General features: G+C 43.4%; 11 protein-coding genes. 6 read left to right on the top strand and 5 right to left on the bottom strand.

The window, feature by feature from the left end; translation table 11 throughout:
* The first annotated feature begins 10 nt into the window (after positions 1 to 10).
* The 3 genes from BET10_RS07985 (at position 11) to BET10_RS07975 (ending at position 4,475) form a co-directional block, all read left to right on the top strand.
* Positions 11 to 2,350, top strand: a complete 2,340-nt coding sequence (locus BET10_RS07985) for a carbohydrate binding family 9 domain-containing protein (RefSeq protein WP_070984764.1) — start codon at positions 11 to 13, stop codon at positions 2,348 to 2,350.
* 134 nt (positions 2,351 to 2,484) lie between these two features.
* Positions 2,485 to 3,453, top strand: coding sequence for a cysteine synthase A (gene cysK / locus BET10_RS07980; protein ID WP_070984762.1), 969 nt, complete (start codon positions 2,485 to 2,487; stop codon positions 3,451 to 3,453).
* Positions 3,454 to 3,575: 122 nt separating this feature from the next.
* Entirely contained in the window at positions 3,576 to 4,475 is a 900-nt protein-coding gene (locus tag BET10_RS07975) for a substrate-binding periplasmic protein (protein ID WP_170829123.1), read from the top strand.
* A 46-nt stretch (positions 4,476 to 4,521) separates the two neighbouring features.
* Here BET10_RS07975 and putP read toward each other — a convergent pair whose 3' ends face one another.
* On the bottom strand, positions 4,522 to 6,000 hold the full coding sequence (gene putP / locus BET10_RS07970; protein WP_070984760.1) for a sodium/proline symporter PutP: 1,479 nt from the start codon (positions 5,998 to 6,000) through the stop codon (positions 4,522 to 4,524).
* Between the two features lie 279 nt (positions 6,001 to 6,279).
* On the opposite strand from putP, the gene BET10_RS07965 reads away from it, so the two are divergent.
* The 3 genes from BET10_RS07965 (at position 6,280) to BET10_RS07955 (ending at position 9,969) form a co-directional block, all read left to right on the top strand.
* Complete coding sequence (locus BET10_RS07965; RefSeq protein ID WP_070984757.1) at positions 6,280 to 7,512, top strand: EAL and HDOD domain-containing protein; 1,233 nt, start codon at positions 6,280 to 6,282, stop codon at positions 7,510 to 7,512.
* A gap of 108 nt (positions 7,513 to 7,620) precedes the next feature.
* A complete protein-coding gene (locus tag BET10_RS07960) occupies positions 7,621 to 9,639 on the top strand; it encodes a TonB-dependent copper receptor (RefSeq protein ID WP_070984755.1) in 2,019 nt (672 codons plus the stop codon).
* Positions 9,640 to 9,741: 102 nt separating this feature from the next.
* Positions 9,742 to 9,969 carry a DUF3820 family protein gene (locus BET10_RS07955; protein WP_070984753.1) on the top strand — a complete coding sequence of 76 codons (228 nt, stop codon included), beginning with the start codon at positions 9,742 to 9,744 and terminating at the stop codon, positions 9,967 to 9,969.
* Here BET10_RS07955 and BET10_RS07950 read toward each other — a convergent pair.
* The 4 genes from BET10_RS07950 to BET10_RS07935 all read right to left on the bottom strand — a co-directional run bounded on the left by BET10_RS07950 (position 9,966) and on the right by BET10_RS07935 (position 16,336).
* Positions 9,966 to 10,952 (bottom strand): sterol desaturase family protein, encoded by a 987-nt coding sequence (locus BET10_RS07950; protein ID WP_070984752.1) that lies wholly within the window; start codon positions 10,950 to 10,952, stop codon positions 9,966 to 9,968. The genes BET10_RS07955 and BET10_RS07950 overlap by 4 nt on opposite strands.
* 70 nt (positions 10,953 to 11,022) lie before the next feature.
* Positions 11,023 to 13,248 carry a TonB-dependent receptor family protein gene (locus BET10_RS07945; RefSeq protein WP_070984750.1) on the bottom strand — a complete coding sequence of 742 codons (2,226 nt, stop codon included), beginning with the start codon at positions 13,246 to 13,248 and terminating at the stop codon, positions 11,023 to 11,025.
* Complete coding sequence (locus tag BET10_RS07940; RefSeq protein ID WP_070984748.1) at positions 13,241 to 14,509, bottom strand: imelysin family protein; 1,269 nt, start codon at positions 14,507 to 14,509, stop codon at positions 13,241 to 13,243. Before BET10_RS07940 ends, BET10_RS07945 begins: the two co-directional genes overlap by 8 nt.
* Before the next feature lie 87 nt (positions 14,510 to 14,596).
* Positions 14,597 to 16,336, bottom strand: coding sequence for a DUF4856 domain-containing protein (locus BET10_RS07935; protein ID WP_070984746.1), 1,740 nt, complete (start codon positions 16,334 to 16,336; stop codon positions 14,597 to 14,599).
* Positions 16,337 to 16,428: the final 92 nt, after the last annotated feature.

Raw genomic sequence — 16,428 nt, 5'->3', positions numbered from 1 at the left:
ATTTAGCAGCATGATAAACAAAGTTATTTTCGCATTAAGCTCTCTTCTCGCTTTGAGTGCAAACGCCAATGAACTCGGTGAACCACTCCCTTTTATCGACACTCGAGCAACAATTGACGGTAAACTTGACGACCCTGTATGGCAGCAAGCAAAGAAAATTGCCATCGATAATGTAACTTGGCCGCAAGAAAACATCCCCAGCCCAGTCACAACCACGGCCTATGTATATGAAAATGGCGAGTCACTATTTGTCGCCTTCAAAGCAGACGATCCCAATCCTGAGCTAATCCGCGCTTTCTTTCGAGACAGAGACCGTGCTTGGAATGATGACTTAGTGGGTATCAAAATTGATTCTTTTAACAATAAACGTAGTGCCTACCAGTTTTTTATCAATCCACTTGGTGTTCAACAAGATTCAATCGAAAATGAATTAACGAAAAATGAGAATAGTTCTTGGAATGGCATTTGGGACAGTGCTGGAATGATACATGAGCAAGGCTATAACGTAGAAATAGAAATACCACTACGCGTGCTCAATTTCGATGATTCCAAAAAAGTAAAGCATATGGCCATGGAGTTTCTAAGGTTTTTACCAAGAGATCAACGGCTCAGACTATCCAATATGCAAATCTCCCATGCGAATAACTGCTGGATATGTCAAATGCCGCTGTACAGCGGTTTTGAGTCAGCTAAGCAAGGTAACAACATTGCGATTATTCCTTCATTAGTGTTGAGTAAATCGCAAACACGAGATATTGACGAGCGTGACATCGCCGAATGGGAAGATGAAGATAATACCGAGCCTGGGCTAGATGTAAAATGGGCGATTACCCCAGATACCACTTTAAATGCTACGCTGAACCCTGATTTCTCACAAGTAGAAGCTGACACGGGCCAACTCAGTATCAATGATAGCTTCAGCCTGTTTTTCCCTGAAAAGCGCGCCTTTTTTTTAGATAACTCAGACTACTTCTCTTCACATTTAAACCTGATACACACCAGAAACATTGCTGCACCCGATTATGGTGTTAAATTATCAGGAAGCAAGTCTGGTCACACATACGGGCTGTTTGTAACCAACGACGAGCATCTCAATGTCATGGTGCCTGGCAATCTGGGTTCAAATATCGTGTCACTAGAGCAAAAAAGTAACAATGCTGCATTGCGCTATCGTTTTGATGCTAACGATGGATTGTCGATAGGCTCAACGGCGACCCTAAGAGACAGTGACAATTACAAAAATAAGGTAGTGAGCATTGACACTAAATACCAGCCCACCGCCAGTGATACATTTAAAATTCAGATACTAGGGTCCAATACCCATTACAGCCAAGCGTTTGCGGATGAACTATGTGACGGCGATGAGGGAGATTGTTATAAGCTGCCCACTGAAGTATGTGTAGCTGGGCAAGACTGCGATTACAACGAAAGTGTTTTGCGAGTGCTAGAGCAGGATGACCTATACGGTTTGGGGTATTTTGTAAATTACGAGCACAACACCAAACATTGGCGAGCATTCACCAGCTATCAAAGCTTTGATGCAGATCTTAGAGCTGACATGGGCTTTATGTCTCAGGTTGACTTCAACAAATTTCTGACTGGTTTCGAATATCGCTGGTACGGTAAGCAAGACAATTGGTGGAACCGTGCTCGCTGGTATACCGATTGGGATATCACACACAATGATGACGGTGAGTTACTGGAAAAAGAAGTTCAGACCAATTTAGCAATTGATGGACCGCTGCAAAGTTTTATTGACTTTGGTGTAGAACATAGAAACCGCCGTGGTTTAAGGCGTAACAAAGCCAGTCTGGAAATACAAGACAATAGCGATCTATTTTCTGAAAATGTGATCTGGACCTACATGGAAATAAAGCCTGTTTCAGGACTATTCGCGGGACTGAATTTGCGCACCGGAAATAAAGTGGATCTGGCCAATAATCGCGTCGGTAAAATGTACTTTGCGCGACCTGTGATAAATCTCAATTTAGGAAAACACTTTGAAGTTAACTTTAGACACAGCTACGAAACACTAGACGCGGATGATGCAAAGGTCTATACAGCCAATCTAACCGATGCCCGTTTGACCTATCAGTTTAATATTAATAGTTATTTACGTATCGCAGTCATCTATACTGATATCGATAGAAACACCAGTAACTATATTGATGAAGTTGACGCGAACTATAAAGGGCTGAGCACCCAACTGCTCTACTCTTACAAGTTGAATCCCCAAACCGTGTTCTTTGCTGGCTACGCCGACAATGGATATCAGGATGACGACCTATCGCGACTCACAAAGGATGAAAAAACCTTCTTTGCTAAATTTAGTTACGCTTGGCTAATGTAATAAGAAATAACATTTATATTTCTTTTGGCTATAAGCATATTTGATATATCTTATAGCCATTCTTTACTTCAGTTTTATATAAAGCTAAGTAAAGTGTGATGTTAAGTAAAACCTAGAGCACCTAAGGGAACACAATGTCTAAGATATTCGCAGATAACAGCCTAACAATTGGCCAAACGCCGATTGTAAAATTAAACCGCGTGACAGGTGGTAACGTATACGCAAAAATTGAAGCTCGTAACCCAAGTTTCAGCGTTAAATGTCGTATCGGTGCTTCTATGATTTGGGAAGCAGAAAAATCTGGTCTTTTAACAAAAGACAAGGAACTCATTGAGCCAACTTCTGGTAATACTGGTATCGCTTTGGCATTTGTAGCAGCTTCTCGTGGTTACAAGCTAACATTGACCATGCCAAATACCATGAGCCTTGAGCGCCGCAAGTTACTTAAAGCATTAGGAGCAAACTTAGTGCTAACTGAGGGTGCTAAAGGTATGAAGGGTGCGATTGAAAAAGCCAATGAAATCCAAGCAAGCAACCCAGACAAATACATCTTGCTACAGCAGTTTGAAAACCCTGCTAACCCTAAAATCCACTTTGAAACTACCGGTCCTGAAATTTTCGAGACAATGGATGGCAAAGTTGATTATTTCGTTGCAGGTGTTGGTACAGGCGGTACTATCACAGGAACTACTCGCTACCTGAAAAATGAAAAAGGTTTGCAAGTTAAAGCGATTGCCGTTGAGCCTTCGGACTCACCAGTGATCACACAAACACTTGCTGGCGAAGAAGTAAAACCTGGTCCTCATAAAATCCAAGGTATTGGTGCTGGCTTCATTCCTGGTAACCTAGATCTTGAGCTGATTGACGGCACAGAGCTTGTTTCAAACGAAGATGCAATTGCCATGGCTCACCAGCTAATGAAAGATGAAGGTATCTTAGTGGGTATTTCATCAGGTGCTGCCGTTGTTGCCGCAAAGCGTATTGCTGAAAAGCCAGAGAATGCCAGCAAAAACATTGTGGTTATTTTACCAAGCGCAACTGAGCGCTATCTATCAAGCCCACTATTTGCAGACGAGTTTTCAGAGCAAGAGCTTGTACAGTAATAATCTTTATTGATATCAAAAAACCGGCGTTAGCCGGTTTTTTTGTGCCTCAAACATCGTGGCAAATTTCGCTCCATTTTCTAAACTTAGTAAACATACTGTTTATTCAACCATAAATTACCATGCATATTGCTTTAATCTTAATGATGGTGTTGTTTACACCTTTGGTATTCGCTCAAAATGCCACAAATGTAGGTTACTTTAAAGATGCAAGCTACCACCTTGTGCAAGGGGTTGAGCATGAAAACGGTTATCTCTATAACCCTAAGGGTGACAAAAAGTTACTACGAGTTGTTACATTAGATTGGCCGCCATATATCGGCCAAGCTCTGTGTAATAAGGGCTGGGTATTCCAATTCGCAGTGGCAATACTGGCCGAACAAGGCTATAAAGTTCACGTTGAGTTTTTACCTTGGGCACGCGCGGTTAGAGCCGCCGAAACAGGTAAAGCGGACATATTAATGCCCGAGTATTACATCGAAGACTCCGCACCGTCGGATTACATACCAGGTAAAACGCGCAGAGAAATGCTGGCACTGTCTAACTCGTTTCCAGGGGGAGAAATAGGTTTTCTCAAGCGCAAAGGCGAGAAAGATCGATTCGATGGCAATTTGCTTTCACTAAAGGGGCAAAAAATAGGTGTAGTTCGAGGCTATCAAAATACCCCTGAGTTTGACGCCATGATGGATAACGGAGAGTTCGTGATTATTGAAGCGGTTGACGATCTGCAACTGGTCAAATTGCTGGTTGGCAAACGTGTTGACTTAATCATCGGCGACCCTAAAGTCCTGCGATTTACCGTTAATTACTCACAACTGAGTAAGCCCGAAAAGGTTAACTTGTTAAGTAATATAGAAAATGAATCTAAGTTACTGAAGTATAACTATCTATACTTTGCTTTAAGTAAAAGTAAACCTCAGTGGCGGCAAGTACTCGATGATATTAATAAAAGCCTGTACCAGTTTAGCAATAGCGGCGAAACTGAGCGTATTATCGAAATGGGAAATTTAGAGTGCTTTTAAAAAAAGCGCCATACGGCGCTTTTCTAGTCAATAACTCAGTGTCGCTTTATAGCTCACTTTGTACTTTCTTAAACAGGTTTTGAATCGGTTCACTTGGCTCTGATGTTATTAAACTAACACCAATAATCGTAGCCGTTGATACGATAAAACCAGGTACGATTTCATAGATGATCGAACTTAACGTTTCACCGCCTATCGTAATAGGCGCGTAAATCCACACAAGCACAGTCACTGCGCCCGATATCATCCCCGCCAATGCCCCAGCAAAATTCATGCGTTGCCAACATAAGCTCAACAACACTAGTGGACCAAACGCAGCACCAAAGCCCGCCCACGCATTACTTACTAAGTCTAAGATAGAGCTATCTCTATCATAGGCTAGGTAAATAGCACATAATGCAACGGCTACTACGCTTAGACGACCAACCAACACAAGCTCTTTGTCTGTTGCTTCTCTGTGTACAAAAATCTTGTAAAAATCTTCTGTAAGCGAGCTTGAACTTACTAGCAACTGAGATGAAATCGTACTCATAATTGCCGCCAAAATAGCAGCTAGTAGGAACCCAGCAATTAATGGGTGGAAAAGTAACTGAGAAAGAATCAAGAAAATGGTTTCAGGGTCGTCAACAACAATGCCCTTTTCATGCGCATACGCTGCGCCAAACAGACCTGTACCAACGGCTCCTAATGCTGCAATGATCATCCAAGACATACCAATACGACGTGCTGTTGGCATATCTTTAACGCTTCGCACTGACATAAAGCGTACAATAATGTGTGGCTGCCCAAAATAACCTAGGCCCCAAGACATTGCAGAGACAATACCGATTGCCCCACCAGCCCCAACCCAGGTTAGCATTTGTGGATTAACCGCATCTAACGTTGACGATAACGGTGCATCAAGTAACGAGTAGGTTACCACTGGCACCAGAATTAGCGCGATAAACATGATACAACCTTGCACAAAGTCAGTCAGACTGACCGCTAGGAAACCACCAAACAAAGTGTAAAGCACAACCACGCCCGTGGTGATGTATAACCCAGACTCATAACTCATACCGAATGAGCTTTCGAATAGCTTACCACCTGCTACCACGCCTGATGAGGTGTATAACGTGAAGAACACAATGATCACTAATGCAGACACAATACGTAGTGCATTGCCTCTATCTTCAAAGCGATTAGCAAAGTAATCTGGAATCGTAATTGAATCGTTAGCCAGCTCGGTGTAAACACGTAACCTTGGTGCAACCAACAGGTAATTTAACCATGCACCGATTACCAAACCAATTGCTATCCAAGTGCTACTGAAACCTGTAACGAACATGGCCCCAGGTAACCCCATCAGGATCCAACCACTCATATCAGAAGCGCCTGCTGACAGAGCAGCTACACTTGGCGGTAAACTACGACCTCCAAGCATGTAACCAGAGACATCACTGGTTGATTTGCGATAGGCATATAAACCAATGCCCAACATAACCACAAAATACAAAACAAGCGAAATTATCGTGCCTAATTCCAAAGTTACCTCCTCAGTTATCAGCACCCTACTCAATGACAATTATCCAGCACAGGCCTTTCTTATTGGCATTAAATAGAGGGCATTATTAGTGTTGCCTGACTATATCATGAATATTCTGCACACCCCAGCATAGTCGCTAACGTTTCACGGTCAACTTATGTTCAGTATCCATACAGCTTTGGTTAAGTAAAAACGGATGACACTCAAGCGTTTAAATAATGAATTAGCATTAATGTTTGACTATTATTAACAACAGAAGGGTTCTATTTTTTGGTGTGTATGAACTTTTACGCGGCACGGCAACCTATTTTTGACAATAACAATGAACCAATAGGCTATGAGATATTATTTCGCAATGGTCCGCATAATGTATTTCCGAATATTAATGCTGATAAGGCAACTTCTCGGTTGCTAGAAGGTAGCCAGTTTTACTTTGAACTCGCTGAGCTTAGCAACCATAAACCCGCGTTTATCAATTTCACCTTAAATACCTTACTACTTGGCTACCCCTTTATGCTACCGGCCAAGCATATGGTCATTGAAATAGTTGAATCTATTGAACCGGGAAAAAAACTATTAAACGCTGTAAAAACGTTGCATCAAAAGGGTTACCGTATCGCCTTAGATCATTACCGTCACCAATCTGCTTGGCGGCATTTTTATCCATACATAAAATATTTAAAAATAGATGTTAGCTGCACACCGTTGCCCGAAATACATCTCATAATGAAAGAAATTGAAGAGCATAAGCAGATAAAACTAATCGCAGAAAAAGTTGAAAACCACCAGCAATTGGAACAATTAAAGCAACTCGGGTTTTCTCTGTTCCAAGGGTTTTATTTTGCCAAGCCCGAAATGCTCACCAGTAAAATGTTCAGCGCCAGTGAATTATCAATCGCTCGATTACTCAGCGAAACGGCCAATGAATATGTCGACATTAAAAAGCTCACACCAATATTTGAACGTGATATTAATTTGTCTTATAAACTTTTACGCTATACCAACTCAGCAATATTTAAACGACGAGCGAAAATAAGCAATATAAAACAAGCTTTGGTCGCGCTAGGTAATGAAGAACTAAAACGGTTTTTATCACTAACATTTGCCGCACAAATCTCCCCAGAGAAGCCAGCTGAACTGATAAAACTTTCTTTAATGCGGGCACGATTTTGTGAACAACTGGCGTTAAATGCCAACAGTAAAAAGTATGTGGGCCCTGCATTTTTGACAGGTATGATGTCACTGATAGATGCGATTCGCGATGACAGCATGGAAAACATCATGGATAAGCTCCCACTGGTTGACTCTATCAAACAGGCGTTGGTGAGTGGCGAAGGTCCATTGGCACACTTACTATTGATAGTACAAAGCTATGAACAAGCCGATTGGCAAGCCGCACAAGCGCAATGCCGTGCACTTAACATCGACCCTGATGTACTACCTTTAGCATATAATGATGCGCTCAATTGGTGTAACGAGCAAATGCAAGTGCTTGCTTGCGAGATACATTGATCCCTCGAAAAGCGCCTTCCCATCACTTCAGGTGCGACAATCTGTCGCATTCCATACATGCCCACAATCTATAAAATTAGAAGCAAGTTAATAACTTGGACCCTGTCAATGAAACACACTTTGCTCTGTAGTGCTCTATTTAGCGTTTTTTATAGCTATGCCAATGACGATAAATTTGAACATCTCGTAGTGATTGCCCCTATGCAATCTCCCATGCTAATCGTTACCGACCCAAAACAACCAAGACAGCCTCTTCCCGCTCAAGATGGTGCGGATCTACTCTCAAGTATTACGGGGTTTTCTTTAATAAAAAAAGCAGCCGCAAGTAGCGACCCTATCTTCAGAGGTATGGCAGGCTCTCGTCTAAACATTATTACCGATGGTGGGCTAACATTAGGCGGATGTGGCAGTCGCATGGACCCTCCCAGCGCCTACATTACACCACAAACATACGACACATTAACTGTTATTAAAGGTCCACAATCCGTCAAATACGGTTCAGGCAACAGCGCCGCAACCATTATTTTTGAGAGAAATCAGGAGCGCTTGCAAGCGCAACAAACAACGGGATTTGTCAATGCCACGCTTGCCAGTGCCAAGCGGCGCACAATTAATACAGATATAAAAGCGGGTACCCCTGATTACTATGTCCGTATCTCTGGTAACGTGGCTCGTGCTGATGACTATCATGATGGTGACAATACCCGAGTGCATTCAGCATATCAGCGCTGGAACTTGGATACTGAGCTTGCCTATACGCCTACCGATGACAATATTATCAGTGTATCTCTGGGTCGAAGTGATGGTGAGGTTGCTTATGCTGATCGCATGATGGATGGTAGCCTGTTTAAAAGGACCCATGCGGGGCTCTACAGCAAATGGCTGTTGGCTATAAATGGGATCAATCATGTAGAAGCCAAATGGTATTACAATGAAGTTGACCACATCATGGACAACTATAGCTTACGCCCCTTTACTCCAAATATGATGATGAAAGCGCCATCGGCCTCAAACCCAGACCGGCGATCAGTGGGTGGTAAAATTATGTTTGATGCATCTCCTACTACAAATCAAGTATTTGTGTTTGGTGTTGACTATCAACAAGATCATCACCGTAACCGTAGTACCCGTGACCAATTCAACCACCCTGTTGAACATCTACCTCGTTTAACAGATGCCAAGTTCGATAAAGTCGGCCTATTTGCCGAGCACGAGTACACACTTAGTGCGTCTGAACAGATTGTTTCAGGACTGCGCTATGACCGTTGGCATGCGAAAGACTACCGCCAAGAGATCAGCATAATGTCAAAGCGCCAACCTAACCCGACTGCGAATATGAAGCGCACAGACGATTTGCTCAGTGGCTTTACGCGATACGAACGCCATTACGATAACCATCATTATTTTATCGGCTTTGGACACGCGCAAAGATTTCCTGATTACTGGGAGCTGTTTGGAGGAAACCGAGCATCGGTCCAGAGCCTGAGTGCTTTTGATACTGATGTAGAAAAAACAAATCAACTTGACTTGGGCACTCAGTACACACATAAAAAGTGGCACGGTACTATATCCATGTTTTACAATCGTATTGACGACTTTATGCTCATCGATAACGCCTTTGGTCAAGGGCCGATGCAGCGTCGCGTCACCCGCAATATCGAGGCTGAAACCTTTGGCGCTGAGGCTGAAGCAAGTTACAACATTACTAAACAGTGGCGGGCAAGCACTAGCATAAACTATGTACGAGGTAGTAATCTAACGGATGGTATTGCACTCGCTCAGCAACCCCCTTTGCAGGTTCGTTTTACACTTGACTATCAAACTGATAATTGGCGTCTAGGTATGTTATGGCGTGTGGTATCAGCGCAACACCGAGTCGCACTGGCGCAAGGAAACATTGCGGGGCAAGATATTGGTCCAAGCCGTGGCTTTGGCGTACTGGCATTCAATGCCCTATATCAACCATCTCCGGATGTTAGCGTAAGTATGGGTGTTGATAATGCCCTAGATAAAACCTACTCTGAACATTTAAGTAAGTCAGGTGCTGCTGTGAGTGGTTATAGTCAAATTGACCGTATTAATGAAGCAGGCACCACCTTATGGGCTAATCTAAACTGGTATTTTTAAGGCCTAATCATTGTGTATGGTGGCTCCCTGACTTTGGGGGGCTACTGTACAGTCGAACCAGCCATGGCTACAATGCCCCTTTGAGTTAAAATAAGAAAGGTCATGAACACTCAGCAAGAAATGATTGACGCCATTAATACCAAAATGCCTTTTGGAAAACACACTGGCACCCCACTACTAATGCTGCCCGAGCCCTACTTGGTTTGGTTCAAGCAGCAGGGCTTTCCAAAAGGTAAGCTGGGAGAACAACTCGCGATGATCTACGAGGTTAAGCTCAATGGCTTAGAGAAGCTACTCATGCCCCTGCTACACACCAAACCAAACCGCTAGTCTAATTTATCAATGGGTTGTTTGGACACTCGCTTGTTTGGAAGTAGTGTCAAACAAGCCTGTTTAAACGGCTTCAAATAAATTGCAGTTAGTGAGTCATGCCCTGCATCGTACTGTCCCACACCGATACTAATATGCGGCGCAGCTGAGGCTTTTATCAAAGAGCCATACATTCTGTCCCAAATAGCCAGTGCCGACCCCAAATTGGTATCAAAGTGCTGTGGGTTGTCGCTATGGTGTATTTGATGCTGCGCAGGACTAATAAACCACCCTTCAAGCCAATCACCCCAAGTAAAGCGAATATGAGAATGTCGCAAGTTGGCACCAAAAATATTGAATAAAAACACAAATGCATTGGCACCTAGAATGTCGTACATACTGAGTTCTGTGCCAAAAAAGTGATAACCCAAACCCACAACAAGTCCCTGCGTTAGTGCCATTCGGCAAGCATAGAGATAACTTTCAACAGGGTGTGAGCGATAAATCGTAAACGGCGTTAGCACCTTGGCGGAATGGTGTACTTTATGAAACTCCCAAAAAAACGCCACTTTGTGAAGCAGTAAGTGCAATAAGAAGCGCGTTAAATCATCGACAATAAATAACATTAAGGTAAATATCGCGATGACCGCCGACTCTGGCCATGGGAGGTGTAGCGGTTGACCAAAGCACCATTCTAGAATTTCTGTTGTCGCTATCGCAACAGGCACCATAGTTAACACAATCGGTGCAAACAAGGCAGCTTTGAGCAGAACGTTACTCACTAGCAAACCGTAATCTAGTCGAGCGCTTTTACATAACCAGACGTTTTTGGGAAACAAGAATTGTAAAAAGCCACGCATTGAACGCTTGGGCAATTGAGCAGCAAAATATACGGGCACCGCCATAACAACCGCGCTCAATAAGTAAGGTAGATAAATGCGCTTATTAGCATCAAGCAAATAGCCCGGCAAAGAGATAAAGCTCTGCCACATCTGTTCTAACATGATTACCCCAAAAAAAGGGCCACATTGTGACCCTTAATTTAACCTTTGTATCAGTAAAAATTAATTGAAATTAAAACTGATACTTATAGCCCAACGAGAACTGACGTGGTTTGCCTGGTCTTGCACCATACGGGCGACGACTCACCACTTCTGTTTCATCTAAGAGATTGTCTACTTTGGCATACACGCGGCCGTAGTCCCCAAGCTCATAGCTTGCCGATAAATCAACGGTGATATTAGACGGCACATCTTTACCGGCAAGAGGAATATCTACTGAAATACCTGCATCCGCATCTGCCCAGCTCACACCAGCAGCTTCAGGCATTGAACTGATGTATTTAACCGCCATTGACAGCTGCCAGTTTTGCGCAGCTAAGCCAATATTAAAGGTTGCCTGGTGGTTAGGCAAATAAGGCAGTTCATCGCCTTTTTTAACCTCCCCCCACTGTGCAAATTCAGAGCGCAGGGCGTGCTGAAATTCACTTTTGGTATAGGTATACACCACGCTGTAAGGTATCTCTAAATCTAGGCTCAATGGGTAACGCTGTGAGAATTGCGCCTCAACACCGTATACGTCCACTTCCCCACCATTAAACTCTTGATCTATTTGAGCGTTGATACCACAGTTTGACTGACTACAGCTCTCTTTTAGGTTGCTGTAATCATTATAGAAGCTGACCAATTCAAACTGAGTTACACCGTCATTGAAGCGGCCACCAAACTCGTAATTAACGCTCTTTTCTAACTTAATATCATCTGCTTGTGCTGGGGATGATGGCACAAACCCTTGATGCACACCAAATAACAAACCCGACTCATCAGATAGCTTATAGAAGCCACTTAACCCCGGCAACCAGATGCGTGTTGTTTTAGCTTGCCAATCTTGCGCATCTTTGTTGTTTTGGTAGTGCATATCCATCAACTCACCACGCACACCAACACCTAAGGTCAATGCATTAACCGTGATTTGATTTTCAAGATATACAGACCACGCATCGGTGGCTTCTGTATCTAGGGTTGTAAATACCTTGTCTTGACCCGTATTTGCCACTGACCCCGATGTCATCGCATAGGTCTGTTCAAAGTGTTTACGCTCAATTTCATCTTCATGATAACGCACACCCGCTGAGAGCTTATGCTGTAAATCAAGCAAGTTAAACTTGAATGAAGCATCAACCTGCACACCTTGTGAATAGTACTCACGGTCGTTCGTGCCCATGGTCAAAAATATTGAGTTGCGACCCGCCAAAACAGAGTCCTGTTGCCCTGTTATCACTGCATACTCTTCAGCATACTGCTCAGGGTTGGCTAAAATCGCCGACAGCGAGCCACTGTTATTGGTTAAACCGTTAAGCTTGCGCCATGCACGTTCGTAATCATTACGGTAAACACGAGTCGTCACGCGTACATCTTCGCTTTCTAGGTAATGTGAAAACATCACCTGCTGATGCTCTGTCTCCATCAAGGCATCTTGAGATGCTGCGTAGCGACGATACGGCGTGCTGGCAAAATCTGAATCTGTTAAACCTAGGTATGTTTCATCCGACTCTTCATCTGCATAAGACAATTTCAAAGCAAAAGTATGGTCAAACTCACCCATACGCATTTTGTAGTTAAACTTAGCGAGCAAGTCATTTTTGTTAAACCCAGTGTTACCACCACCATCTAACTCTTTAAAACCGTCAGCCTGTAAGTTAACGCCTTCCAGTAAAAAGCCCACATTGTTGACCACAGAACCAAAATACCCGTGGGCCTTTTGATATCCATCACTACCGGCTGCGATATCTATACCGCCCTCGGTAAACTCTGGTACTTGACGAGTGATCAAGTTCAACGTTCCCGCCACTGTTTGCGGTCCGTACTTAATCGCTGCAGGGCCTTTAAATACTTCAACCGCCGTCATGCGCGTGGTTACTGGAAAATAATACGCCGCAGGCGCAGAATAAGGAGATGGACCAATCAAGACACCATCTTCTAAGATAGTGATTTTCTTACTGCGCTCAGGTGTCACACCACGAAAGCCGATATTAGGACGCAAGCCGTAACCATCTTCTTCACGAATGTTGACACCCGGCACTGAGGCCAGAATACGGTGAATGTCATCGTATTCGTACTTCTCTAATTGTTCTTCACTGAGCAACGTGGCAGAGCCCGCTTCAGTACGAAGTTTGTCGTAGTGACTTAGGATCTGAATATGTTCTAACTCACCGTCATTATCCGCTGCCAACGCGTTAGGTATCGCAACTGCGACGGCCAACGCCAACAAAGATTTTTGCATAAAAGGTCCTTTAGTCATTGTCACCTGCCGACGTTTTTGGAAGTTCTAGTGCAAGTTTATTGATGAAGTCATTTTTAAGCTGATCGGTCACCGATTTCACTTGAGTATGTGTATTAGTAACACTTGCTTTATCGTTAGTCAGTGCGCTTTGCAAATTACCTTCCAATGCATTAGCCGCAGCTTTAGCATTAGCGATACCTTGCAACATGGTTTGTTTAGTATCTGATGCCTGTTGCTCATCTAGAAAATCGTCAAAGCCAGTGCTGTTACTTTCACTGCTACCACCTAGGAATAACTTCTCAAACGCATCGATGTTTGCTTTGATGTTTTCTATCGAGTGCTTTGCATACACAGATTCTACTTCTTGCGGACAAGCTTCTAGACCACAGCTGTTCGCAAACAAGCCTAAAGGTGTAGCTAATTTGTAGTCTTTTAACTCTTCTGTCATGTAGAACAGCGCATCAGAGATTTCATTGATGGCTTTGGTTTGGGTTGTAAACTTATTTCCCGGTTCACCTGCGTTCTTCAGTACTTGGCTGTAGCCTTGTTCACCATTCCAATGATTTATCAAGGTTTGCGCAGAGTGGCTCAAGTCGCTGGCCACTTCTACAGCAAAATTACAACGCGCCACCTTACGCAGCTGCTCACTGCGTGTATTCCAGTCATCCAGAATATCGCCCGCAGCGATTGCACTACAGCTGTAGTCTTGGTTCTCGTTGAACAGCAAATATTCAAGAGCATCAAGACCTTTACGCTTATCAGAACGATTACGGATATTGTAGGCCGTGCCATTCACATTGCCCTGTTCAAAAAACACTACATCCTGGTCAACACTACAAGTACTTGCCTGTGGCCAAGAGTAAATGTCGTTGCGCAGTGCTTTGTCGTTATCAAGCAATGGCCCTACAATCATAAGCTCAGCATGTTGCCAGCTGATCATCGCTTCACGCCATGCATCTTGAGAAACCTGCTTCGCAGCATCCAGCGCTTGTTTGGCTGCATCATCTTGCATGCTCGGATCATAGGCGGTTTCTAAGTCACAGTAGGCTTTAATTTGACTAGGTAGCGATTGTGCTTTGTCTGCAAATGCTTCAAATGTTGGCGTGATTACGTTGTCAGTGAGGTTAACCAATAATGCTTTTTGGTCAAAGCTAGTCACCACGTCATTTTTGTTATCAGCAAAGTTTTCACCCGCTGAACTTGAGGTACTTTCACCACACCCGCTTAACAGTGCCGCGACGGTACTTGCTAATAGTAAAGGTTTTAATGTTGGTGCCATCAATTGCCTCTTTTTATAGATTTTTTATACGACAAAAGGTTAGCTTATAAAAGCTAACCTTTTTTTAAAGTCTGACTTGTGCGTTAATTACCAGTTGTCAACAACATCAGCGTCAAAGCCATATACTTGCTCTAAAATATCACGCGCTTGATGTAGTTGCACAATGTATGCTTCCATATCAGCTTGCGCACCAACAACTGGTTTATTACCCATCAACTCGTTCATTTGTGCAAACTTGCCAGCATTGGCTTCGCTGTTAAACGGTGATTCAGGGTTAAACTGTAGGTTAAGCGCAAAGCCTTTCATTTCTGACCAATGCTTAGCTAAAGTCACAAATTTATCGGCCTCATAGGTGCCCGCTTTCATGTCTTCTAAATCTTGCATTGTATCGTTGATGTAGTGTACAACCGTTGCTGAGATTGACTTTTCCCACGCCGCAGTTGCAGCAACCGCGTATGCTTTAAGCTCAGTTAGCTGTGCGTCTGTTAATTCCGTCCCAACATTGTCAGAGATAAGCTTACGACCTGCGAAGAACGCATCAAAAGCTTCTTTGCTGTAATCAGTTGCACCGTCAGAGCCTAAGTCACGCTTTGCAGCATTCGTTGAGTTACCGAAGTTGTACTCAGCGTTTAAGTCAATTTTACCGTCTGCATTGTAGTCATTGTAACCCTGCCACCCTTCACGGCCGCCTTTGCCTGCGATTTCTTCATCTGTGTAGCTCATGTAGTTACGCGCAGCACCGAAGTAACCAAAACCTTCGTCCCACTGGTGCTCAAGGTTGCTGTACTTTGCATCACCTTCAATGATGTTGCTGGTTAAAAGGCCTTTGCCTTGCGTTGCATTATCTAGGTAATCATCTGAACCTTGTGAGAATGCCACGGCACCATATAAAAACTTTTGCGTAAGTTGCTTAAGGTCAACGCCATCAGCCGTTACATAAAGCGATTCAATTTCTTTGCCATTAGGTGTAATAACAGAAGGTGCCTGTACACGCTCAACCAATTGAGCAAATAACGCGTTGATTAGGCCCTCTGGCGTGTTAGTCTCAAGACCCGCCCAACCTTCAAAGCTTGTGCCATCATTCCAGTCTTTATGCTGACCTTTAGCATCGTTACCTGCAATTTTACCGCTTAAGTCTTTGTGGCTACCAGAAATGTCAGCGAGCGTTGCTTGCTTAGAATCGCTCACAACCGTCAATGTCATCGCGCCTGCAAGGGCATCGTAATCAGCATCAGCGATTTTGTAGTATTTGTTTAGCTGAGCGAGTAGCTCTTCAGCCGTCATTGTTTGTGCATCAGCTAACAAGCCCTCAGCGCTACCAATGTAGTTGTAAAGCTCTTTAATCAATACGTGACGTGCAATTTGACCAGAGTAAGATACGCTTGACTCACCAGATGTGCTGTTCACAAAATCATAATCCTGAGCGTCAGTTACAGCAAAAGTTAACGTTTGCGTAAACGTATTGTTAGCACTGTCTTTTACGGTAACGTCAACTGATACTTCTTGCTCAGCTTCATAGTTAAGTGTCACTGCTGGTTTTAGCGCAAGTGAAGTGCCATCGATAATGAAACGCTCATCTTCAGTTGAGAAGGTGAAAGTTTCATTTGCATCTGCATCGGTTGCAGACAACGTACCAATCACTTGACCCGCCACGTTCTCATTTACGTCACCTTGTGCTGCCAATGCAATTGCTGTTGGTGCTTTATTCGTTGGCGTATCTGTATCTGGGTTGTTGTTAGAGCCGTCAGAGCTTGAACCGCCACACGCAGTTAAACCCAATGTTGCAACCAAAATAGAAGTAGCTAAGAGAGACTTTCTTAAAACCATCAATGATTTCCTCAGAAAATTATTAATATTTATATTTCTTGATATGGGGGTAAAGTATACACATATCTAAATGACAATCAATATTATTTGCG

Source organism: Pseudoalteromonas amylolytica, assembly GCF_001854605.1.
Taxonomy (GTDB): domain Bacteria; phylum Pseudomonadota; class Gammaproteobacteria; order Enterobacterales; family Alteromonadaceae; genus Pseudoalteromonas; species Pseudoalteromonas amylolytica.
The sequence above is the reverse complement of the archived record's forward strand: the minus strand, read 5'-3'. Positions and strand labels throughout refer to the sequence as shown.